Consider the following 21224-nt stretch of genomic DNA (forward strand, 5'->3'; position numbering starts at 1 on the left):
CGGAGGTCGATATGGCTGTTGCCTTCACCAAGGAAGAAAGTGCCGAAACGGCAGCGGAAACGCTGCTGCCGGACCGCGCGATTTCGCCTCATCCTAATCTCGTGACCGAAGCGGGGTTGAAGGCGCTGGAACTGCAGGTGCAGGAAGCGCGCCAGGCCTATGAGGCCGCGAGCGCGATCGAAGATATCAACGAACGGCGGCGGCAGCAGGCAAATCCGTTGCGCGATCTGCGTTATTTCGTTGAACGCGTCCGCACGGCACAGGTCGTTCCCGATCCGGTGTCCAAGAATACCGTTGCCTTCGGAAGCACTGTCACCTTCAGCCGTGACGATGGGCGCGTGCAGACATATCGCATTGTCGGCGAGGATGAGGCCGATCCGAAGGCTGGATCGATTTCCTATGTCGCGCCGGTCGCCCGCATTCTGATTGGCAAAGCAGTCGGCGATGTCGTTGCGGTCGGCGATCAGGAACTCGAAATCACCGAGATTTCCTGAGCGCCGCGCGTTTCCGGCGTAGCGCGCCATTCATTGCTGTTGAAAGGATCGGTCAGGCAGCCTGAGGAAGGCGCGCAATGACCTTGATCTCGAAATCAAAGCCGGCCAGCCAGTTGACACCGACTGCCGTCCAGTTCGGATAAGGCGCTTCGCCGATCTCCTTGAAGCGAATATCCGAGATCACAGGCCATTGCGCGGCAGGGTCGGTGTGGAAGGACGTGACGTCGACGACGTCGTCAAAGGTGGCGCCGGCTGCCTTCAGCACGGCTTTCAGATTGTCGAAGGCAAGTTGCACCTGCTTCGCGAAATCGGGTTCGGGCGAGCCGTCTTCACGGCTGCCGACCTGGCCGGAGACGAAGAGAAGGTCTCCGGAGCGAATTGCCGCCGAATAGCGGTTGATCTCATAGAGAGCCTGCCTGCCGGCGGGAAAGATTGCTTCGCGTTTGGTCATGCTTTTCTCCTGTTTAGGCAAAGGAATGCCTTTCGCCGGGCATGTGATCGTCGATGGCGATGAGGCATTTGCGGGTATGGGCCAAGCCATTGCGGACCAATTGATATACGCCCCGTATGTGGATATAATCAGAGATACGACGCGTATGTCAATACACATACGGTCCGTATGTGTATTTTGGGAGATCGTGATGTCTGCAAAGACCCGGGCGCAGATGATGGAGGAGACGAGGGCGAAGCTCATCCAGGCGGGCCGGAAAGCATTCGCAACCAAGGGCTACGCTGCTGCTTCCATGGATGACCTGACCGCCGATGTGGGGCTGACACGCGGGGCACTCTACCACAATTTTGGTGACAAGAAGGGTTTGCTGCAGGCCGTGATCGACCAGATCGACGGCGAGATGGGGGAGCGGTTGCGCATCGAGCGCGACCGGGCGAAGACGGCTTGGCTTGGGCTTCTTGCGGAATATACCGCCTATATCGAAATGGCTCTGGAGCCGGAAATCCAGCGCATCATGCTGCTCGACGGGCCGGCGGTGCTTGGCGATCCTTCCCAATGGCCAAGCCAGAATGCCTGCCTTCATACGACAACCCAGACAATTCAGGCGCTGATCGACGAAGGCACCGTCAAGCCCGTCGATGCCGAAGCTGCCGCGCGCTTGCTCAACGGAGCGTCGTTGAGCGCCGCGCTCTGGATTGCTGCCGCGGATGACCCGCACAGCCTTCTGGAACAAGTTATCGAGGCATTCCGCAGTCTTGCTGCCGGTCTGCTCAAGGCTTGACATGAAGGATGGCGACGGTTTGGGCCGCCATCCGCCTTCGCAATTTAATCCCGCTGCGGTTCGGTCTTGCCGCCCTGCAGGATTTCCATCGCCGCACGCTCCAAAATACCGGAAATCCTGGCGGCTTCGCTCGCGGACCAGGGGTGGCGCATGCGCAGTGCCGAACGCAGCAACTGGCGAGCGGCATGGACGTTGCTGTGGTCACGGCCGAATTCATCGTCTTCATGGTCAGGACGCCGGTGGCCATGGCCACCACGGCTCCCGCCGCCGCCTTGGTGCTGCTCCGGATCGAACATGCGGTTAACGAAGGCCATGCCTTCGGCAATGCGCTCCAGCTTGGCAAGCGTCTGGTCGATCATGTCGCGGTTTTCTTCCACCTTCTGGCGACCGGCTTCGGTGATCTTGTAGAGCTTCTTTGCCCCGTCGTTTTCCACTTCCGCCAGTCCGGTTTCTTCCAGATAGGTCAGTGCCGGATAGATGACGCCCGGACTCGGGACGTAAAAGCCGCCGGAGCGCTCCTCCAGCGTCTTGATCAGTTCATAACCGTGGCTGGGACGCTCCTCCAACAGTGCCAGCAGGATCGTCTGCAACTCGCCGGCTGAAAACCTGCGGCCCATTCCCATGCGCATCGCTTCGCCGACGAAGCCACCTCGAAAACCTCTCATGACGAACTCCTTTGTTTCCGATGTATCGTTCACTATGTCGTAAAATATATATCGTAAGATATGTCATTCAAGAGGCGCTGCGAAAAATCTGTTCGTGAAATTGAAGAACCCATCAGAATTAGTCACTTGTGGCGGCCATGCTGCAGCGCGATAAACGCGCCATGCTGGCTCCCAATGACGACCGCCCGGTCAATCTCATCACCACAGCGCTCGCAGGTTCCGTCGCCATGGCGGCGGCGATGGGTTTTGGGCGCTTTTCCTTCACGCCGATCCTGCCCGGTATGATGGTCGGCGTGCCGCTTTCAGCTGCCGACGCCGGTTTCATCGCTTCTGCCAATTTCGTCGGCTATCTCGTTGGCGCGGTTCTCGGCGCTTACGGCTGGGCGGCGGGGCGCGAGCGGCTGGTGGCGCTGCTTTCCCTGCTTGCGACGGCAGTTTTGCTGGCCGCTATGGCAGCAACGAACTCGGTGATGCTTTTTGCCGTTATCCGCTTTCTGGCGGGTGTCGCGAGCGCCTTCACGCTGGTCTTCGCGTCTGCAATCGTGCTGAGCCATGGGGCGGCTGCCGGCAACGACCACGTTCAGGCAGCGCATTTCGGCGGGCCAGGGGCGGGGATCGCGATTTCCTCGGTCATGGTGTTCGCGCTCGGTCATGTCTTTAACGACGCAGCCGGCGGCTGGCGTGCGAACTGGATCGGCGGCGCTCTCTTCTGTCTCGTCAGCCTTGTCATCGTCTGGGCGTTGCTGCCGAAGGCGCCGGTCCGCAACGGCCAGGCGAAGGAGCCGCCTCTGGTCTGGAACCCGCCGATGGTGCTGCTGACGCTGTCCTATGGCTTTTTCGGCTTCGGCTATGTCATCACCGCAACCTTCCTGGTTGCCATTGCGCGCATGGGCGCGTCGGGGCCGATTGTCGAGTTCCTCTGCTGGTTCATCGCCGGCCTGACAGCCACGGTCGCACTGTTCATCTGGAGACCCTTCGTGCGCTCGCTCGGGATCGGCGGCGTCTACGTGGCGGCGCTCATCATCGAGGCAATCGGCGTGCTTGCAACGGTGGAACTGCCGCATTCGGTGGCGCCATTGATCGGCGGCGCACTGTTCGGCGCCACCTTCCTTGCCATCACCGCCTATGGGTTGCAGATCGGCCGCCGGCTTTCACCGGAAAGCCCGCGCCGTATTCTGGCGCTGATGACGGCCGCCTTCGGCGTCGGCCAGATCATCGGGCCTGTCGTTGCCGGGCGGATCGCGCAGGCCACTGGAAATTTCGTGCTCCCGACCATTATCGCCGCAATCGTGCTGGTTTTCTGCGCCGCTCTGGTTATGCCTGTGATGAAGAAAATCCCTTAAGTGGTTACAAGTGCGTAACAATGGGTTGAGCCCATTGCTGCTTTCTTCGAACTGCCTTAATTTCCGGGCAATCAGTGGTTCGCCACTCGTTCGAGGCTCCAGTTCAGGAAAGCAAAGCTCCCCGTGTTTCATTCCTTCTTTCCCCAGCCAAAGGTGTTCTTTACTTCCCTCGTAGTCTGGACGCTGATCGCGATTTTTGGCTGGTATTTCTTCGCCGCTGGTCTTGGTGCGTCGCTTGGATTTGTGCCAGTTCCCGAAGAGCAACAGCCGATCGATCTCTCGTTCTTCCTGTTGCCGGAAAATCTTTGGTTTTACGGTTATTTCGCTGTTGCAGCTTTCATTTTCTGCGGCTTTTGGCATGTAAAGGCGCTGCATCATCCATGGAAGTTGTGGTCCGTCTGGGGATCGGCGCTCATTATCTTCGTGACCTATTTTGGCGTGCAAATCACGGTCGTCATCAACAACTGGCGCCGGCCTTTTGGGGATTTGCTGCAAAATGCGCTGACGAAGAAACCCGGTATCACTGTCGAGAACTTCTACGATCTATTTCTCGTTTTTGCACAGATCGCTTTTCTCGCCATGTTCGTATCGATCATGACAGATTTCTTCACCAGCCATTACATTTTCCGCTGGCGGACGGCAATGAACGACTTTTATATGGCGAATTGGGAAAAGCTTCGGCACATCGAAGGTGCTTCGCAGCGTGTGCAGGAGGACACGATGCGCTTTTCCAGCACCCTCGAAGGTCTCGGTATTAACTTGATCAATTCGGTGATGACACTGGTCGTCTTTTTGCCGATCATGCTTGCCCTTTCGCATTATGTGACGACACTGCCGATACTGGGCGAAGTACCGAACTCTCTCTTTTGGCTTGCTATCTTCTGGTCGGCCTTCGGTACTGTCCTGCTGGCTGTCGCGGGTATCAAGCTGCCTGGCCTGAACTTCAAAAACCAGCGTGTGGAGGCCGCCTACCGCAAGGAGTTGGTCTACGGCGAGGATCACCCTGACAGAGCGCAGCCGCCAACGGTCCAGGAACTGTTCTCGAGGGTGCGGAAAAACTATTTCACGCTATATTTTCACTATATGTATTTTAATGTTGCCCGCTCGTTCTATTTACAGGCTGACAATCTTTTCGTGTATTTCTTTATGGCGCCGACCATCGTTGCCGGTGCTATCACATACGGTATCTTCCAACAGATCGCGACCGCTTTCGGCCAAGTCAGCAATTCGTTCCAATATCTCGTCAATTCATGGTCTACAATCATCGAACTGCTCTCCATCCATAAGCGTCTTAAGGCCTTCGAAGCGGCGATCGATGATGAGCCGTTGCCTGACATCGACCAGCGCTATCTGGAGCGAGAGGCCAGCGTCGTTCGCGCCGATGGCTGACATCAACAAGAAGGCCACCCCAAGCGGTGGCCTTCTTGTTGGATTTTGTCTGGGGCTCAGTTGGGGCGGCTGCACCCCGTATTCTTCCAGTTCATATCCATCAGCGCTTCCAGAATATGATCCGCGACAGCAGTGTTGCCCTCGCTGAGGGCAATGTCGTAGGCGGCGAGGCAATGGTCGAGCAGCGGCGTGGCCGTCGGCGCCTCCTCGGGGAGAGGAAGAATGATGCCTGCGTAAAGAGAGGGAATGCCGTTCTTGTCGCGGAAGCAGCGCCCGAAGGCCATGACCTGATGAAAGGCGCCGTTGGCGCGGCGTGCGCGATAGCTCTGATGCTCCGGCTCCTGTGTCAGGATCGTATGATGGATGATCTTGGCCGCGGCCGGCTGATCCTCCGGATGGATCCGGGAAATATAGGCTTCGACCGGCAGGCCGCTTGCGGTCTCCGTAGCATCGAGCCCAAACATTTCGGCGACCGCTCCGTCGCTGTAAAGAAGATTGGCAACGATATCCCAGGTGAAAAAGCCGGTTTCACAAACAGGGTATTCGTCCTTGTCAGTCAGGCAGTCCAGGTCCGCAATAGTCGTCACGACATCATCCAAGCTTGCATGCATTGATGATGCAACGCTTATCAAAGCGCAGTTCGCAGGCAATCAATCGGTGAGGCCGTTTTTGACATCCACCTTTTTAGCAGGCAGGTGCCTTACAATCCGGAGGTCTGCTGCAGCTGGCCGCGTGCCTCGATCATGGGGATCGCTTCGGAATAGCTGACGCAGGCGACATCGGCCCTGTGGCAGACGTCGCTCACCAGCCTGTCGAGCGCGCGCCAATAGGCGCCACCGTTCATTTCCACGAAGTGAAAGCCGAGCTGCAGGGGAATACGGCTGCCGGCATATTGTTTGTCGAACGCTTCCTTGAAGGCAGCGTAAGCGCGCTCTTCGAAAGCGTCGCTGTCGGCGGCATCTTCTTCGCCCTTGGAGTGGCGAACAAAGAGATTGTAGTCCATGCCGATAACAGGCTTTTCGCCCGGGCCTTCGGGGATGAGCGGCAGGCCGAAGCGGAGGACGCCATTTTCCTCAACGGGCATGGCCGGCCCCTTGGTGACGAGGCTTGCGTCATAGGTGAAGCCGGCCTTCTTCTCGGCTGCGATCATGCCCGCACCGCCGCCGGTCGAAAGGTAAGGTGCGCGAAAACCCCTGATGTCGTAGTCGACGAGATCCTGCCAGCCGGCAGGCTCTTCGAGGCCGACACTCTTCCAGGCGCTCTTCAGCGTCGTCTTGAAGGTCGCGTATTCGGCCGACCAGTCCGCCTCGCTCCATTGCCGGCCGTCGAAATGGCCGCAGGCATGGCTGGAAATGTCGTGGCCCTCGAGATGGGCATGCCAGATATTGCCGAGGCGTTCGCGGATTTCGTCGTCGCTCTGTGCGAATCCGACATTGGACCTTCCGCGTTTCTGATGCGGGGCCTGGTAGGCTGCTTTAGCATCCCTATTCATCAGGAAAGTGCAGGAGAGGAAGTAGGTGAAATGCGCGCCATTCTTTGCCGCCATTTCGCGGCTCTTCTGCCAGAGGGCATTATCGTGTGCGCCATCGAAAGAGATGATGACGAGCTGTTTCGGCTTGTCGACGGCACCTGCCACGGCGGGAAAAATCAGCGAGAGGGCAAGGGAGACGAAAGAAACAGAACGAAACATGGGCACCGCGACAATTTGCATTGCGGTTTTCCTGTTACAGAAATGCGGCGAAGCTGCGGTCTTACTGGCATTTTTTCCCGCCAGCCGGTAAGCCATGGCAAACGGCAAGGAAGGGACCGCAATGACATTGCTTATCATCGGCATCGTACTTTTCCTCGGAGTGCATCTCGTACGGGTCGTGGCTCCGGACTTCCGCCGCTCGATGATCGCAAGCCTCGGCGAGACGGGCTGGCGAGCCGGCTATTCGATCGCGAGTATCGGGACGCTCGTCCTGTTGATTTACGGTTTCGGGCAGGCACGGCAGGTGACCGGCATGCTCTATTATCCGCCGGTGTGGATGGCGCATATCACAGTTGCGCTGATGCTGATCGCGATGATCTGTCTCGTCGCTTCGCTGCTGCCGGCCGGGCATATCGCCACAAAGACCAAACATCCGATGGTGCTGTCGGTAAAAATCTGGGCGCTGGCGCATCTGCTCGCCAATGGCGAGACGTCATCGGTCTTGCTGTTTGCGGCCTTTCTTGCCTGGGGTGTCATCATGCGCATTTCGCTCAAGCGGCGTGAGCGGCGCGGTGAAATCACGCTTCGGAGCTTCGTTTCGGCCAAGTATGACCTCTACGCCGTCATCATCGGCGCGGTTGTCTGGGCGCTGATCATCTGGCGTGTCCACGAATGGCTGATCGGCGTTGCGCCGCTGCCGATGCTCGCTTCGTGACGATTCTGCGATATCCCCCTTACAACCGCCGCAAAATGGGGTAGAAGGCCCCACAATGTGCGCTTTGCACTGTGTATGGGTAATTCCCGGCCGGAGACGAGAATGGCATTCAACGACGACAGCTTCATTCGTGAAGTCAATGAGGAACTGCGTTCCGACCAGATGAAGGGCGCATGGCGCCGGTTCGGCCGCTATATCATTGCCGTTGCTATTCTCATCGTGCTCGGGACCATCGGCAAGGTCGCTTATGAACGCTGGGACAACAGCGCGTCTTCCGGCGCCGGCGACCAGTTTCTGGCGGCAATGAAGCTTGCCGACGAGAACAAGACTGACGAGGCGCTGGCCGCGCTCGACAAGCTGGAGAAGGAAGGCCACGGCGCCTATCCGGTTCTGGCGCGCATGCGTGCCGCGACTGTCCTGTCGCAGAAGGGTGATAATGCTGGCGCGATCGCTTCCTTCCAGGCCATAGCCAAGGACAAGTCCGTTCCGGCTGCCGTGCAGGATGCCGCCAAGATGCGCGCTGGCTGGCTGCTGATCGAGAATGGCACCTATGAACAGGTTTCCGCCGCCGTCGAGGAAATGGCCGTGCCGGGCAACGCCTTCCGCCATTCTTCGCGCGAGGCTCTCGGTCTTGCCGCCTATAAGGCCGGCAATATGACCCAGGCGCGCCAGTGGTTCCAGGCGATTGTCGATGATGTCGACAGCCCCCGCAATGTTGCCAATCGTGCCCATATGATGCTTGATCTCATCACCGCATCCGGCAAGGCGCCCGCCGCGCAGGGCTGAGCTTAAGGGAAAAGAATGAGCTTTACGGTCGCCATCGTCGGTCGCCCGAATGTTGGCAAATCGACGCTTTTCAACCGGCTTGTTGGGAAGAAGCTTGCGCTTGTCGATGACACGCCGGGCGTAACCCGCGACCGCCGCCCAGGTGAGGCGCGGCTCGTCGACCTGCGCTTCACGATCATCGATACGGCTGGGCTGGAAGAGGCAACCGACGAAAGTCTGCAAGGCCGCATGCGCCAGCAGACGGAAGCGGCGATCGACGAGGCCGACCTGTCGCTCTTCATTGTCGATGCCAAGACAGGTCTGACGCCTGTTGATACCGCCCTCGGCGAGATGCTGCGCCGTCGTGGGAAGCCTGTTGTGCTCGTTGCCAACAAGTCCGAGGCGCGTGGGTCCGACAGCGGTTTCTATGATGCCTTCTCGCTCGGGCTAGGCGAACCGGTGCCGATTTCGGCCGAACACGGGCAGGGCATGCTCGATCTGCGCGATGCCATCGTTGCTGCAGTCGGTGAGGATATTGCCTTTCCGTCGAAGGAAGATATCGCGGTTACCGATGTCGACCTGCCGCAGTCATCAGGCGAAGAAGACGAGGAAGACGAAGAGCTCGCCTATGACGACAGCAAGCCGCTGCGTGTCGCGATCGTCGGCCGCCCGAATGCCGGCAAGTCGACGCTCATCAACCGCTTCCTTGGCGAGGACCGGCTGCTGACCGGACCGGAAGCCGGTATCACCCGCGATTCCATCTCCGTGGAGTGGGAATGGCGCGGCCGCACGATCAAGATGTTCGATACGGCCGGCATGCGCCGCAAGGCCAAGGTGATCGAGAAGCTGGAAAAGCTCTCCGTCGCCGACGCGCTGCGTGCCATTCGCTTTGCCGAAACCGTCGTTATCGTTTTCGACGCGACGATCCCCTTTGAAAAGCAGGATCTGCATATCGTCGACCTCGTGCTGCGCGAAGGTCGCGCGGCCGTACTCGCTTTCAACAAGTGGGACATGATCGAGGATCGTCAGGCCGTGCTCGCCGACCTGCGCGAAAAGACCGATCGGCTGCTGCCGCAGGCGCGCGGCATCCGCGCCGTGCCCATTTCCGGCCAGACCGGCTGGGGTCTCGACAAGCTCATGCAGTCGATCATCGACACCGACCGGGTCTGGAACAAGCGCATCTCGACTGCCAAGCTCAATCGCTGGCTGGAGCAACAGCAGGTACAGCATCCGCCACCGGCCGTTTCCGGCCGCCGCATCAAGCTCAAATATATGACGCAGGTAAAGGCTCGGCCGCCGGCTTTCATGATTTCCTGCACCCGCGCCGATGCCTTGCCGGAATCCTACACCCGCTATCTGATCAACGGGTTGCGTGCGGATTTCGATATGCCGAGCGTGCCGATCCGGATTCACTACCGGTCGCCGGACAATCCGTTTGAAGGCAAGAAGAGGCGGACTTAGTCCGCTGCCATGCTCTTGTTAAGAGCTTCGCGCAGAGCAATAATCTCTGCCTGCAGCCGTGCAAGCTCATCTCTACTGCGGCCGCTAGCGTCGATGATGCAGCCCGGCACGGCCTCGGCCTTTTCTTTCAGTTGCTTGCCTTCCTCCGTCAGGCGCAGCACGACGACGCGCTCGTCCTGTCTGCTGCGTTCGCGGCGGATGTAGGCCGCAGCTTCCAAACGTTTCAGGAGCGGGGTCAGCGTGCTCGATTCCAGGAAGAGCTTTTCGCCGAGGCCACCGACAGTCTGACCGTCTTCTTCCCAAAGGGAGACCATCGCCAGATATTGCGGGTAGGTGAGACTGAGTTCGTCGAGCAGCGGCTTATAGACGCGATTGAAGGCGTGGCTTGCAGTATAGACTGCAAAGCAGATGAACGTGTTCAGTTTCAGCTGGTCAGACATGGCTCAATCTCCAAAACCACTGGATATTATGTCGTGCAATAAATAATCGTATGCGCTTTTATGCATAGCACCTATGCGGCAATTTAAATCGTGCGATAACAAATCGTGTGCGATACAACGAGCGTGTTCAGGACGAACGCAACGAACCCCGAGAGGATACGACAATGTCTGGCATCAAGACCGCAGTTTCCGCAGCAGCAATCCTGGCGGCTTCCGCCGTTGGAGCGTTTGCCGAGCCTGTGCTGGAACCGACAACACAGAAATTCATCGATAGCCTGGCAGGCTCCAAGCCGATCTACACGTTCTCGCCTGCCGATGCCCGTAATATCCTTGCCGGAGCTCAGAAAGGCGACGTGAAGAAGCTCGCCGCCCGGGAAGAAGACAAGATCATCAAGGTCGGCCCGACCGGCAGCGTCAAGCTGCGCATCGTACGCCCCGAAGGCGCCAAGGGCAGGCTGCCTGTGGTGATGTATTTCCACGGCGGCGGCTGGGTACTGGGCGATGCCGATACGCATGACCGTTTGGTGCGTGAAATCGCCAACGGCGCCGAGGCCGCTGTCGTCTTCGTCGACTATGACCGCTCGCCGGAAGCCGTTTATCCCATTGCAATCGAGCAGGCTTACGCCGCGACGAAATATGTCGCCGAACATGCCAAGGAATTCAACGTGGATGCGAGCCGCCTGGCCGTCGCCGGAGACAGTGTCGGCGGCAACATGACCGCTGCCGTGACGCTGCTTGCCAAGGAGCGCGGTGGCCCCGCCATCGACCAGCAGGTGCTGTTCTACCCCGTCACCGACGCCAATTTCGATACCGGTTCCTACAACCAGTTCGCGAACGGCCCGTGGCTGACCAGGGAAGCCATGAAGTGGTTCTGGAACGCCTACCTGCCGGACGAAGCCAAGCGCAAGGAACCCACGGCTTCGCCGCTCCAGGCTTCGCTCGAACAACTGAACGGCCTGCCGCCGGCGCTCATCATCACCGATGAAAACGACGTGCTGCGCGACGAAGGCGAAGCCTATGGCCGCAAGCTCACTCAGGCCGGAGTGAAGGTCACATCGATCCGCTATAACGGCACGATCCATGACTTCGTGCTTCTGAACGCGATTGCTGGGACGCCGGCTGTACGGAGTGCCATCTCGGTCGCCAATGACACGCTACGGGCTGCCCTTCAAAAGTAAGATCAGTCGATTGGCGAGACAGGCTCGGCGGTATCGCCGGGCTTTCTGCTTCTCGGAAGGGATTTCGTGGCGTATTGCCACGCCTTCTTCCATTTCGGCGTGATGACGCCGTTGGCTGCGCGGATATTGTTGATGAACTGCAACGTCGCCGCTTCCCAGGAATATTGCATGGCAAGCTCGCGCGCCTTTTCCCGCGAGCAGGAAAGGGCAGCAAGGCAGGCAGCCTGCAAATTCTCGTCGAGTGCGCCGACGAGGCTTTCTTCGCCGATGATATCGAGGGGGCCGGTGACGGGATAGGCGGCGACCGGAACACCTGACGCCAGCGCTTCCAGAATGGTGTTGCCGAACGTATCCGTCAGCGACGGGAAGACGAAGACATCGGCCTGGGCATAGGCCTTTGCCAGCTCCTCACCGAATTTCACGCCGGTGAAATGCACCTCGGGATAGCGCTCTTCCAGTTCGGCGCGCGCCGGGCCTTCGCCGACCACCACCTTCGAACCGGGAAGGTCGAGGTCGAGAAACGCCGGCAGGTTCTTTTCCAGTGCCACGCGACCGACCGTCATGAAGATCGGACGCGGAAGCCCGAAGGGATTTTCCTCCAAAGGCATCGGGTGGAATTGCGATGCATCGATGCCTCGGCTCCAGGGCATCAGATTCCTGATGCCCTTTGCAGAAAGTTCGCGGGCGAGGCTTGGCGTTGCGACCATGCAGCCTGCGCCGCCATTGTGGAACCAGCGCACGAAAGCATAGAGCCAGCTTTTGGGGATCGGCAGCCGCGCCGAGACATATTCGGGAAAGCGGGTATGGTAGCTGGTGGAGAAGGGCATACGCTTCCTGATGCACCAGCGGCGCGCTGTCAGGCCCAGCGGACCCTCCGTGGCGATGTGGACGTAGGACGGATTGTGCTTTTCGATTTCGCGTGCAACACGGCCATACCAAGCGATCGACAGGCGGATTTCGGGATAGGTAGGGCAGGGCACGCTTGCAAAGCGCTCCGGCGTCACCATCGAGACTTCGACGCCCATCTTGGCGAGTTCGCGATTGGTGTTCTCGATTGAGCGCACGACGCCGTTGACTTGGGGATGCCATGCGTCCGTCACGATTACCAGCCGCTCGGGCACGGTTCCTGCGGCTGCGGCACGAGCCCAGCTTTCGCCGCTATAAGAATCTGACGGACGTTGCAGCATGCTTTCATTTCCATCAGCGTCGCATGATTCTGGCAACGCACAACCCCTGGGCGGGGTTCCGGAATGGCGATTCCCGCTCTCTCATTTTGGCGGAAGTGCATGATGGAAATATTACAGCCCTGTGTGAGCGTTTACAGGGCTTTACGGCCATTGCGACAGCGATTGTGTCAGTTGAAAAGCCGGAAGGCAGATGGGTCTTGAAAAGGAACAGCGCCGGCGGGGAGGCCGGCGCTGCAGAAAAACTTACGCCGCAGCCGAAGCGAAGCCAGCGGTCGGGACTTCCGAGATCGTTTTCAGAACCTGCGAAGCGATCTGGTAGGGGTCGCCCTGGGAGTTCGGGCGGCGATCTTCCAGATAGCCACGGTAGTCGTTTTTGATGAAGGAGTGCGGAACGCGGATCGAAGCGCCACGGTCGGCAACGCCGTAAGAGAACTTGTTCCACGGAGCCGTCTCGTGCTTTCCGGTCAGACGCATGTGGTTGTCCGGGCCGTAAACGTCGATATGAGCCTGCAGGTTCTTGTCGAACTGCGCCATCAGCGCTTCGAAGTAATCCTTGCCGCCGACTTCGCGCATGAACTTGGTGGAGAAGTTGCAGTGCATGCCCGAACCGTTCCAGTCGGTATCGCCAAGCGGCTTGCAGTGGAACTCGATGTCGATGCCGTACTTTTCGCACAGACGCAGCAACAGGTAGCGCGCCATCCAGATCTGGTCGGCGGCCTTCTTGGAGCCCTTGCCGAAAATCTGGAATTCCCACTGGCCCTTAGCCACTTCGGCGTTGATGCCTTCGTGGTTGATGCCGGCAGCCAGGCACAGGTCGAGGTGCTCTTCAACGATTTCGCGGGCAACCGAACCGACGTTCTTGAAACCGACGCCGGTGTAGTACGGGCCCTGCGGAGCCGGGTAGCCGCTCTCCGGGAAGCCGAGCGGGCGGCCGTTTTCGTAGAAGAAATATTCCTGTTCGAAGCCGAACCATGCATCCTCGTCGTCGAGGATCGTGGCGCGCTTGTTGGATTCATGCGGTGTCACGCCATCCGGCATCATGACTTCGCACATGACGAGAACACCGTTGGTGCGGGCCGGATCGGGATAGACGGCAACCGGCTTCAGCACGCAATCGGAGCTGCGGCCTTCGGCCTGCATCGTCGACGAACCATCGAAGCCCCAGAGCGGGAGCTGTTCGAGCGTCGGGAAATTATCGAATTCCTTGATCTGCGTCTTGCCACGCAGGTTCGGTACCGGGGTGTACCCATCGAGCCAAATATACTCGAGCTTATACTTTGTCATCGCGACTCTCTCTGCTGCGAACTTGAGCAAATCCTGAGGCAGAAGACGCAAGCGCGCGCCTTCCCGCCAGGGGATGTCTAACGTAAAGCACGTAGCGTGCCAGTTCGGGTCGCTGACATAAAAAATTTACGAATCATCCGTCGCAGTTGTTTCCGGATGGCATCGGCAGCTGAGCGAAGTGAGGCCGGTTTACGCCTATCGCGGTTTGCGACCGCCATTTGGCGGCTGGAACCAGGTTAAAATTCCGGCGTTCAACCTGATGGATGAAGTTTTAAACAAATCAGCGCAAGCTTAATCAGGAAATGCTGCATCGGTCGTTTATTATTGCGACATTGCCGTTATTTTATGCAATTTGCATAAACTATGTGCATTGTGCTACTATACAGACCGAAAATGTTGATAGGCCGAGCTGAAGAAAGGCTATCTCATGGCAATTGGTTTCCATCGTGAATCCGCGACAATCTACCAGTTTCCCATCAAGGCTGTTCGCGCACCAAGCCGCTTCGAACGCTTTAGGATGATGGAGCGTGAGGCCGCCGATGTGTGCGATGCACTCGACAGCTGCTGGTATCACGACGAAGCCGTTCGCGCCGACGACAAGAAACCCAATTCCTGATCGATGACTGACCGCTGAGGAGGGGGCGAGCCTGCGCGTGGCCGCTGGATCGAGCGACATGCGCAGGCTTCAACGACGCTATCAGAGCCCGAGCTTTTCCTTCGGCACGAGTGCGCCGTGCTCGCTGACAACGCGGGCGGCGATTCTAGCCCCGAAGCGGGCGGCTGCCGGGGCGTCCCGGTTTTCCAGATAATGAGCCAGGAAGGCGCCATTGAAACTATCGCCGGCGCTTGTCGTGTCGACGACCTTTTTGACCTTTTCCGCCGGCACGTAAGCTTTCGCGTTAGCAAAGCTCAGCGTTGCACCTTCCGCGCCGTTCTTGACGACGACATGCGAGGCGCCCAGCGCAAGATAGCGCTCAATGGTGGCATCGATGGAGGCGTCTCCGAAATGGGCGACCTCGTCGTCGAAGCTCGGCATGACGAGCGAGGATGCACGGCCGCCTTCGCTGATCGTCGTGTGCATGACGTCGTAACTCGACCAGAGCCGAGGGCGGATATTCGGATCGAAGACGACGAACTTGCCGACCGCCTTGGCACGGCGGATTTCGGCGAGCAGCGTGTCGGCGTCGTCATGGGAGAGGATGGCAAGCGTGATGCCTGAGAAATAGACGACGTCAGCATGTTCCACCGCCTCACGCAGGCGGTCGGGGTCGGCGGCAAGGCTACGGGCGGCGGAGCTGTCGCGCCAGTAGCTGAAGGAGCGTTCGCCGTTCCTGAGATTGATCATGTAGAGCCCGGGTGTCTTGCCCTTGATGCGCTGGATGAAATCGGTGCCGACACGGGCCTTGCCCATGAAGGCGATCATTTCGTCGGACATGGGGTCATCGCCAAGCGCGGTGAAATAATCGACCGACCAGGCGGAGGGCAGGCAGGCGCGAGCATACCATGCGGTGTTGAACGTATCTCCGGCAAAGCCTTTGCGCAGCAAGCCTTCACCGGCCTGCGATAGCTCCACCATGCATTCGCCGATCGACAGAAACCGTCCGCTCAAGCTTCCCTCCCGAATTTTTTCAGTTCTTGCCGATACGCGAAGAGGCGGGAGGAGACAAGTCAACGAGAGCTGAAAGTCCATCGCCTCGATGGCGGGGCGATGGAGAATGTCGTTTCAGGGTCGGTCCATATGATAGCAGGCGGCCGTCTGGCCGGGACGGACGAGTTCCGTCGGCGGCATTTCGGTGCGACAGACATCCGTTGCTTTCCAGCAACGCGGCGAGAAGACGCAGCCCTTCGGCGGATTGAGCGGCGAGGGCGGGTCTCCCTGCAGGCGGATGCGGCTGCGCTGGCGCGCAAGCTTCGGATCCGGGATCGGGGCCGCCGAGAACAGCGCCTGCGTATAGGGGTGAGCAGGATGTTCGAAGACCGTGGCGCAATCGCCGGCTTCGACCACCTTGCCGAGATACAGTACCAGCACATCGTCCGAAATCAGGCGCACGACCGACAGATCGTGGCTGATGAAGATCAGCGTCAGGCCAAACTCCTTGCGCAGCTTGCGAAGCAGCGTGATGACCTGGCCTTGGATCGACACATCCAAGGCGGAAACAGGCTCGTCGCAGATGATGAGCTTCGGTCGCGTGACGACGGCGCGCGCAATGCCGATACGTTGCGCCTGACCGCCCGAGAATTCGTGCGGATAGCGGTTGATCATCTCCGGCACTAAGCCGACGGCGGCCATGATCTCGCGCACGCGGTCGAGACGCTGGGCCTTGGTCAGCTTCGGCTCGAAGACGGTAAGCGGCTCGGCGATGATGTCGCCGACCGTCATGCGCGGATCGAGCGAGGCGATCGGATCCTGGAAGATGATTTGCATGTCGCGGCGCGCGGCGCGCATTTCCTCATCCGAAAGGTCAAGCAGATTGCGGCCCTGCCAGAGGATGCGGCCCTTCTGCGACTTCAGGAGGCGCAGGATGGAGCGGCCGAGCGTCGACTTGCCGCAGCCGGATTCGCCGACGATGCCGAGCGTGCGGCCTTCGGCAAGATCGAAGCTCACATTGTTGACGGCCGTCAGCATCAGCGGCGGTTTAAAGAAGGATTTAGAGGGGATCTCGAACTGGGTCGTCAGGTTCTCGACCCTCAGAAGCGAGCGTTCAGCCATGGACCAGCAACTCCTCGCGGCGGGGGAAGGGATGGAAGCAGGCGGCGCAATGGTTTGCCCCCTGCGGCTCAAGCTGCGGCGGGCGGTCGATGCAATCGTCCTGAACCTGCGAACAGCGCGGCGAGAAATTGCAGCCCTTGGGCAGATGCTGCAGGTTCGGCGGCCGGCCGGGAATGACGACGAGATCGTCGACATCCTGGTCTGGACGTGGGATCGAGGCGTGCAGGGCTGCAGTATAGGGATGTGCCGGGTTCTCGAAAAGCTCGTCGACCGGGGCTTCCTCGACGATGCGACCGGCATACATGACGGCCACCTTGTCGGCGAGACCTGCCACGACGCCGAGATCATGAGTGATCATGATGAGCGCCGTGTTCATCTCCGCCGTCAGATCATTGAAGAGATCGAGGATCTGCGCCTGGATGGTTACGTCGAGCGCCGTCGTCGGCTCGTCGGCGATCAGGAGCTTCGGCTTGGTCAGCAGCGCCATGGCAATGACGATGCGTTGGCGCATGCCGCCTGAGAGCTCGTGCGGGTAGAGGTTGAAGCGGCGCGCCGGATCAGGAATGCCGACACGCTTTAGCATGTCGAGCGCTGCGGCTGATGCCGCTCTGGCGGTAAAGCCGCGGTGGATCTCAAGCTGTTCCGTCAGCTGCCGGGAAATGCGGAGGGACGGATTGAGCGCCGTCATTGGGTCCTGGAAGACCATGGCCATGTCCTTGCCGCGGACATGGTCGAGTTCGCGTGGCTTCAGCGACAGTACATCCTGGCCTTCCAGCAGAGCCTGGCCGGTCGTTCTGCCGTTCTTGGCGAGCAATCCCATAATGCCAAGGAAGGTCTGGCTCTTGCCGGAGCCGGATTCGCCGACGATGGCGATACGTTCACCGCGGCGAACCGTCAGGTTCATGTTGGAGACCGCCTTCACCTGGCCTTCCGGGGTCTCGAAGGTGATCGAGTAATCCCTTAGCTCGAGAAGTGTATCTTTTTGTTTTTCTTGAGACATCTATCGATCCTTCGGGTCGAACGCATCGCGCAGCCCGTCGCCGATGAACAGCAGGCTGAGGAGCAGGGCCACAAGGAAGCTTGCCGGGAAGATCAGCAGCCAGGGCATGCTTTCCATGGCATCGGTGCCTTCGGCAATCAGGGTACCGAGCGAGGTCAGCGGTTCCTGTACGCCGAAACCGAGGTAGGACAGGAAGCTCTCGGTGGCGATGATCTCAGGCACCGTCAGCGCCGCGAAAATGACGACGGGGCCGACGAGATTCGGGATGATGTGTTTGGTGATGATCTTGAAAGGCTTCTGACCGGAGGCACGGGCAGCTTCCACGAATTCGCGGTGCTTGAGCGACAGGGTCTGGCCGCGCACGATGCGGGCCATGGTCAGCCATTCGAGCGCGCCGATCGCCGCAAAGAGCAGGTAGACGTTGCGGCCGAAGATCACCATCAGCAGGATGACGAAGAGGATGTAGGGAAGCGCGTACATGATGTCGACGAAGCGCATCATGATCGAGTCCAGCCTGCCGCCGATATAGCCCGAGATCGCACCGTAGAGCACGCCAATGACCACGGAAACGATGGTTGCCGTCAGTGCGACGGCCAGCGAGACGCGCGTGCCGTAGAGTACACGGGCGAGAAGGTCGCGGCCGTTCGGGTCGGTGCCGAAATAATGGCCGCTTTCGAAGGATGGAGGCGCGCGGAAGGCGGCCCAATCAGGGTCTTCATAATTGAAGGGAATGAAATTCGGGCCGAGGAAAGCCGCGAGAATCAACAGCACCAGCACGCCGATCGATATGACCGCGGCCTTGTTGCGCGAGAGGCGGCGCAGTGCGTCTCGGGTCAGAGAGCGGCCTTCCGGCGCCAAGCCTTCGGCCTCCAGCAGTTCGGCCGCGAGCAGTTCCCTTTTTGCGGGATTGAGGATCATCTGTTTCTCACCTTCGGGTCCAGCCAGGCATAGGCAATATCGACCAGAAGATTCAGGAATACGATCAGCACCATATAGAAGATGACCGTACCAAGAACCATGCCGTAATCGCGGTTCAGCGCTGCGTTGACGAAATAGCGGCCGATGCCGGGCAATCCGAAGATGCTCTCGACAACCAGCGAACCGGTGAGAAGATAACTTGCCGCCGGTCCGAGATAAGAAACGACCGGCATCATGGCGGGCTTTAGCGCATGGCGCATGACCGTCAGACGCGGGCCGATGCCCTTGGCCTTGGCAGTGCGGATAAAATTCTGGTTCATCACCTCGATCATCGACCCGCGGGTGATGCGCGAGATGCGGCCGGCATGCGGCAGCGCCAAAACGAAGATCGGCAGGACAAGGTATTTGATCGAGCCGTCACCCCAGCCGCCGACCGGGAACCACGCCAGGTGGATGCCGAAAATCAGCTGCATGATGGGCGCGATCAGGAAGTTCGGTAGAACGACGCCCACCAGAATGAGCGCACCCAGAATATAATCCGGTGCCTTGTTCTGGTAGAGGGCTCCAAGACAGCCGACGGCTACGCCGACGATGATGGCGATCAGGAAGGCGGCCGTGCCGATGGTGAATGTATAAGGCAGACCGATCCCGATCTGCTGCGCGACGGTGAAGTCCTCACTCGCGAAGGAGGGGCCGAGGTCGCCGTGCAGCAGGTCGCCGACATAGATCAGGTACTGCTGAATGAGCGGCTTATCGAGATTGTAGTGGATCGCGAGGTTTTTCAGGATCACCGGCGGTAATGGCCTTTCGCCATCGAAGGGGCCGCCGGGGGCAAGGCGCAAAACGAAAAAGCAAGCTGTGACGGCGATCCACAGGACGGGGATCGTCGACAGCAATCGACGGAGTGCATATTTGATCATGGGCGTGGAGCGACTCTTCCCGGACTTGCCGGGAAGAGCCTTTCATCCTTATTCTTTGATGGACAGCCAGCGCGTGCGGTGGATGTCCTGAACGTTGTCGACGAAGCCTTCGATCTTGGGCGAGACGACGTTCTTGGAGACGTAGTAATAGATCGGCAGCGCGGCTGTATCGTCGAGCGCGAGCTGCTCGGCCTTCTTGAAGATCTCGGCGCGCTTCGCCAGGTCGGTCTGAGCGTTGCCTTCCTTGATCAGCTTATCATAGTCGGCGTTCGACCAGCGGCCGTAGTTCATCTGAACGCCCGTGACGAGCAGATTCAGGAAGTTGTCGGGGTCGTTGTAGTCGGCGAGCCAACCGGCACGGCCGATCTGAACTTCACCACGCTGCAGCTGATCGTAGTGGACCTTCGTTTCAGCGTTGACGAGCTCAACATTGACGCCAAGCGGCTTCCACATGGAGGCGATGGCCACGGCAATGCGCTTATGGTTGTCGTTGGTGTTGTACTTGAGCTCGGCGGTCAACGGATGATCCGGGCCGAAACCGGCCTCCTTCAGCAGCTTCTTGGCTTCTTCGACCTTGTCCTTGTAAGAAAGATCCTTCCAGGAAACGTATGCCGGCTCGCCGTAGTTTGCCGTGCCCGGCGGAACCCAGGAATAGGCTGGCAGTTCGCCGGTGCCAAGAATCTGCGGGCCGATGACTTCGCGGTTGATCGCCATGGAGAGAGCCTGGCGAACGCGCTTGTCGTTGAACGGCGGCTTGGTCGAGTTGATGACGTAATAGTAGAGGCCGGAGAAGGGAGCGACATGTGCCTGGCCCGGCAGGTTCTTCTTCATCCACTCGTACTGGTCGGTCGGGAAGTCGGTCATGATGTCGAATTCGCCGGCGCGGTAACGTTTCAGTGCGGCTTCCTGGTCTTCAAGCACGAAGAACTTCGCGCCGTCGATCTTCAGATCCTTGACGCCGTAGTACTGGTCATTCTTGACCGTGGTGACGTGCGAACCTGGGACCCACTCGACGGGCTTATAGGGGCCATTGGTGACGATGTTGCCGATCTTGACCCAGTCCTGACCCTTCGCCTCGACGACATGCTTCGGCAGCGGATAGGCCGTGTAGTGCATCAGCGCGTTTATGAAGTAGGGGGTCGGATTCTCAAGGGTGATCTCGAGCGTCTTGTCGTCGATCGCTTTGACGCCGAGTTCGTTCAAATCGGTGATCTCGCCCTTATTGATCTTTTCAGCGTTCTTGATGGTGAACTGCAGATAGGCGTAGTCAGCGGCGTTCTTGGGGTCGACGAGGCGCTGGAAGGCGAAGACGAAGTCGCCGGCCGTTACCGGCTGGCCATCGGACCACTTGATGCCGTCACGCAGCTTGAAAGTGTAGACCTTGCCATCAGGAGAAATCGTCCAGCTTTCGGCCTGGCCCGGAACCGGGTTGTCCTTGGCGTCTTCGGTGACGAGGCCTTCGAAAATATCGCCGGCAATACGGTTTTCCCAGTCGCCGGAGAGTTTCTGCGGATCCAGCGAGGTGGGGTCGCCACCATTATGGATGTTCAGCGTGGCCGCGTGGGCCGAAAATGCGAGCAATGAGCCAACCATTGCAGACGCGAGAAATTTTTTCGTGAAAAAGGACATACTGGGTCCACCTTTCTAGGCTTTTCGCCTTTTCTTTAGTCATTTGTTCCCGGTTTGACCTGTTACGTGCAGGTCAACGGCACCTTAACGCAAAGGTTTGGCGTTGCAACCCCTAAACCGGTGGGTAGCATTCGGGTGTGGACAAGCTTATAAGCGTCTCCCTTTTGTCGGATCGCGACTGCCCGATCTTCGTTCAAGAGCAAA

General features: G+C 59.2%; 22 protein-coding genes. 9 read left to right on the forward strand and 13 right to left on the reverse strand.

The genetic code is table 11. The features are described 5' to 3' along the window. Positions 1–11: 11 nt before the first annotated feature. A complete protein-coding gene (gene greA, locus FHX15_RS01495; RefSeq protein WP_184393048.1) occupies positions 12–494 on the forward strand; it encodes a transcription elongation factor GreA in 483 nt (160 codons plus the stop codon). Between the two features lie 52 nt (positions 495–546). Here greA and FHX15_RS01500 read toward each other — a convergent pair whose 3' ends face one another. Next, positions 547–945, reverse strand: a complete 399-nt coding sequence (locus FHX15_RS01500) for a RidA family protein (protein ID WP_184393050.1) — start codon at positions 943–945, stop codon at positions 547–549. A gap of 190 nt (positions 946–1135) precedes the next feature. On the opposite strand from FHX15_RS01500, the gene FHX15_RS01505 reads away from it, so the two are divergent. Beyond that, the gene (locus FHX15_RS01505; protein WP_184393052.1) at positions 1136–1726 is read left to right on the forward strand and encodes a TetR/AcrR family transcriptional regulator; all 591 of its coding nucleotides are present in this window, start codon (positions 1136–1138) and stop codon (positions 1724–1726) included. A gap of 44 nt (positions 1727–1770) precedes the next feature. On the opposite strand, the gene FHX15_RS01510 is transcribed toward FHX15_RS01505, so the two are convergent. After that, the gene (locus FHX15_RS01510; protein WP_184393054.1) at positions 1771–2391 is read right to left on the reverse strand and encodes a PadR family transcriptional regulator; all 621 of its coding nucleotides are present in this window, start codon (positions 2389–2391) and stop codon (positions 1771–1773) included. A 137-nt stretch (positions 2392–2528) separates the two neighbouring features. On the opposite strand from FHX15_RS01510, the gene FHX15_RS01515 reads away from it, so the two are divergent. Both FHX15_RS01515 and sbmA read left to right on the forward strand, forming a co-directional pair. After that, positions 2529–3734: an MFS transporter gene (locus tag FHX15_RS01515; RefSeq protein WP_409526990.1), complete on the forward strand. Its 1206-nt coding sequence runs from the start codon at positions 2529–2531 to the stop codon at positions 3732–3734. Positions 3735–3857: 123 nt separating this feature from the next. Next, positions 3858–5123, forward strand: a complete 1266-nt coding sequence (sbmA, locus tag FHX15_RS01520) for a peptide antibiotic transporter SbmA (RefSeq protein ID WP_184393056.1) — start codon at positions 3858–3860, stop codon at positions 5121–5123. Positions 5124–5179: 56 nt separating this feature from the next. On the opposite strand, the gene FHX15_RS01525 is transcribed toward sbmA, so the two are convergent. Both FHX15_RS01525 and FHX15_RS01530 read right to left on the reverse strand, forming a co-directional pair. Next, complete coding sequence (locus tag FHX15_RS01525) at positions 5180–5710, reverse strand: PAS domain-containing protein (RefSeq protein ID WP_184393058.1); 531 nt, start codon at positions 5708–5710, stop codon at positions 5180–5182. A 113-nt stretch (positions 5711–5823) separates the two neighbouring features. Beyond that, on the reverse strand, positions 5824–6813 hold the full coding sequence (locus tag FHX15_RS01530) for a polysaccharide deacetylase (protein ID WP_184393985.1): 990 nt from the start codon (positions 6811–6813) through the stop codon (positions 5824–5826). A 121-nt stretch (positions 6814–6934) separates the two neighbouring features. Here FHX15_RS01530 and FHX15_RS01535 point away from each other — a divergent pair, with 121 nt between their 5' ends. From FHX15_RS01535 to der, 3 genes are all read left to right on the forward strand, one after another. Beyond that, positions 6935–7528, forward strand: a complete 594-nt coding sequence (locus tag FHX15_RS01535) for an NnrU family protein (protein WP_184393060.1) — start codon at positions 6935–6937, stop codon at positions 7526–7528. A 102-nt stretch (positions 7529–7630) separates the two neighbouring features. Continuing rightward, entirely contained in the window at positions 7631–8314 is a 684-nt protein-coding gene (locus FHX15_RS01540) for a tetratricopeptide repeat protein (RefSeq protein ID WP_184393062.1), read from the forward strand. Between the two features lie 15 nt (positions 8315–8329). Next, positions 8330–9754 (forward strand): ribosome biogenesis GTPase Der, encoded by a 1425-nt coding sequence (gene der, locus FHX15_RS01545; protein WP_184393064.1) that lies wholly within the window; start codon positions 8330–8332, stop codon positions 9752–9754. On the opposite strand, the gene FHX15_RS01550 is transcribed toward der, so the two are convergent. Further along, positions 9751–10194 carry a MarR family winged helix-turn-helix transcriptional regulator gene (locus tag FHX15_RS01550; protein ID WP_184393067.1) on the reverse strand — a complete coding sequence of 148 codons (444 nt, stop codon included), beginning with the start codon at positions 10192–10194 and terminating at the stop codon, positions 9751–9753. The genes der and FHX15_RS01550 overlap by 4 nt on opposite strands. A gap of 164 nt (positions 10195–10358) precedes the next feature. Between FHX15_RS01550 and FHX15_RS01555 the strand changes: the two genes are divergently transcribed. Beyond that, entirely contained in the window at positions 10359–11372 is a 1014-nt protein-coding gene (locus tag FHX15_RS01555) for an alpha/beta hydrolase (protein ID WP_184393069.1), read from the forward strand. A gap of 2 nt (positions 11373–11374) precedes the next feature. Here the strand turns inward: FHX15_RS01555 and FHX15_RS01560 are convergent, their stop codons facing one another. Beyond that, entirely contained in the window at positions 11375–12559 is a 1185-nt protein-coding gene (locus tag FHX15_RS01560; protein ID WP_184393071.1) for a glycosyltransferase family 1 protein, read from the reverse strand. Between the two features lie 243 nt (positions 12560–12802). Further along, positions 12803–13843: a glutamine synthetase beta-grasp domain-containing protein gene (locus tag FHX15_RS01565; RefSeq protein ID WP_184393073.1), complete on the reverse strand. Its 1041-nt coding sequence runs from the start codon at positions 13841–13843 to the stop codon at positions 12803–12805. 427 nt (positions 13844–14270) lie between these two features. Between FHX15_RS01565 and FHX15_RS01570 the strand changes: the two genes are divergently transcribed. Next, entirely contained in the window at positions 14271–14459 is a 189-nt protein-coding gene (locus FHX15_RS01570) for a DUF2735 domain-containing protein (protein WP_184393075.1), read from the forward strand. Positions 14460–14540: 81 nt separating this feature from the next. On the opposite strand, the gene FHX15_RS01575 is transcribed toward FHX15_RS01570, so the two are convergent. The 6 genes from FHX15_RS01575 to FHX15_RS01600 all read right to left on the reverse strand — a co-directional run bounded on the left by FHX15_RS01575 (position 14541) and on the right by FHX15_RS01600 (position 21020). After that, positions 14541–15452, reverse strand: coding sequence for a sugar kinase (locus FHX15_RS01575; RefSeq protein ID WP_184393077.1), 912 nt, complete (start codon positions 15450–15452; stop codon positions 14541–14543). A gap of 114 nt (positions 15453–15566) precedes the next feature. Beyond that, positions 15567–16553, reverse strand: coding sequence for an ABC transporter ATP-binding protein (locus FHX15_RS01580; RefSeq protein WP_184393079.1), 987 nt, complete (start codon positions 16551–16553; stop codon positions 15567–15569). Then, positions 16546–17553, reverse strand: a complete 1008-nt coding sequence (locus FHX15_RS01585; protein WP_184393081.1) for an ABC transporter ATP-binding protein — start codon at positions 17551–17553, stop codon at positions 16546–16548. Before FHX15_RS01585 ends, FHX15_RS01580 begins: the two co-directional genes overlap by 8 nt. Continuing rightward, positions 17554–18471 (reverse strand): ABC transporter permease, encoded by a 918-nt coding sequence (locus FHX15_RS01590; RefSeq protein WP_184393083.1) that lies wholly within the window; start codon positions 18469–18471, stop codon positions 17554–17556. After that, positions 18468–19391 carry an ABC transporter permease subunit gene (locus tag FHX15_RS01595; protein WP_184393085.1) on the reverse strand — a complete coding sequence of 308 codons (924 nt, stop codon included), beginning with the start codon at positions 19389–19391 and terminating at the stop codon, positions 18468–18470. Before FHX15_RS01595 ends, FHX15_RS01590 begins: the two co-directional genes overlap by 4 nt. A gap of 48 nt (positions 19392–19439) precedes the next feature. Further along, a complete protein-coding gene (locus FHX15_RS01600; protein ID WP_184393087.1) occupies positions 19440–21020 on the reverse strand; it encodes a peptide ABC transporter substrate-binding protein in 1581 nt (526 codons plus the stop codon). Between the last annotated feature and the right edge of the window lie 204 nt (positions 21021–21224).

The sequence above is a fragment of the Rhizobium sp. BK650 genome (assembly GCF_014195325.1).
GTDB lineage: Bacteria > Pseudomonadota > Alphaproteobacteria > Rhizobiales > Rhizobiaceae > Rhizobium.

Bases quoted from the DNA above. Each gene is read 5' to 3' on its own strand.
- greA (WP_184393048.1), top strand. From the start codon at position 12: ATGGCTGTTGCCTTCACCAAGGAAGAAAGTGCCGAAACGGCAGCGGAA.
- FHX15_RS01500 (WP_184393050.1), bottom strand. From the start codon at position 945: ATGACCAAACGCGAAGCAATCTTTCCCGCCGGCAGGCAGGCTCTCTAT.
- FHX15_RS01505 (WP_184393052.1), top strand. From the start codon at position 1,136: ATGTCTGCAAAGACCCGGGCGCAGATGATGGAGGAGACGAGGGCGAAG.
- FHX15_RS01510 (WP_184393054.1), bottom strand. From the start codon at position 2,391: ATGAGAGGTTTTCGAGGTGGCTTCGTCGGCGAAGCGATGCGCATGGGA.
- FHX15_RS01515 (WP_409526990.1), top strand. From the start codon at position 2,529: ATGCTGCAGCGCGATAAACGCGCCATGCTGGCTCCCAATGACGACCGC.
- FHX15_RS01530 (WP_184393985.1), bottom strand. From the start codon at position 6,813: ATGTTTCGTTCTGTTTCTTTCGTCTCCCTTGCCCTCTCGCTGATTTTT.
- FHX15_RS01535 (WP_184393060.1), top strand. From the start codon at position 6,935: ATGACATTGCTTATCATCGGCATCGTACTTTTCCTCGGAGTGCATCTC.
- FHX15_RS01540 (WP_184393062.1), top strand. From the start codon at position 7,631: ATGGCATTCAACGACGACAGCTTCATTCGTGAAGTCAATGAGGAACTG.
- der (WP_184393064.1), top strand. From the start codon at position 8,330: ATGAGCTTTACGGTCGCCATCGTCGGTCGCCCGAATGTTGGCAAATCG.
- FHX15_RS01550 (WP_184393067.1), bottom strand. From the start codon at position 10,194: ATGTCTGACCAGCTGAAACTGAACACGTTCATCTGCTTTGCAGTCTAT.
- FHX15_RS01555 (WP_184393069.1), top strand. From the start codon at position 10,359: ATGTCTGGCATCAAGACCGCAGTTTCCGCAGCAGCAATCCTGGCGGCT.
- FHX15_RS01560 (WP_184393071.1), bottom strand. From the start codon at position 12,559: ATGCTGCAACGTCCGTCAGATTCTTATAGCGGCGAAAGCTGGGCTCGT.
- FHX15_RS01565 (WP_184393073.1), bottom strand. From the start codon at position 13,843: ATGACAAAGTATAAGCTCGAGTATATTTGGCTCGATGGGTACACCCCG.
- FHX15_RS01570 (WP_184393075.1), top strand. From the start codon at position 14,271: ATGGCAATTGGTTTCCATCGTGAATCCGCGACAATCTACCAGTTTCCC.
- FHX15_RS01580 (WP_184393079.1), bottom strand. From the start codon at position 16,553: ATGGCTGAACGCTCGCTTCTGAGGGTCGAGAACCTGACGACCCAGTTC.
- FHX15_RS01585 (WP_184393081.1), bottom strand. From the start codon at position 17,553: ATGTCTCAAGAAAAACAAAAAGATACACTTCTCGAGCTAAGGGATTAC.
- FHX15_RS01590 (WP_184393083.1), bottom strand. From the start codon at position 18,471: ATGATCCTCAATCCCGCAAAAAGGGAACTGCTCGCGGCCGAACTGCTG.
- FHX15_RS01595 (WP_184393085.1), bottom strand. From the start codon at position 19,391: ATGATCAAATATGCACTCCGTCGATTGCTGTCGACGATCCCCGTCCTG.
- FHX15_RS01600 (WP_184393087.1), bottom strand. From the start codon at position 21,020: ATGTCCTTTTTCACGAAAAAATTTCTCGCGTCTGCAATGGTTGGCTCA.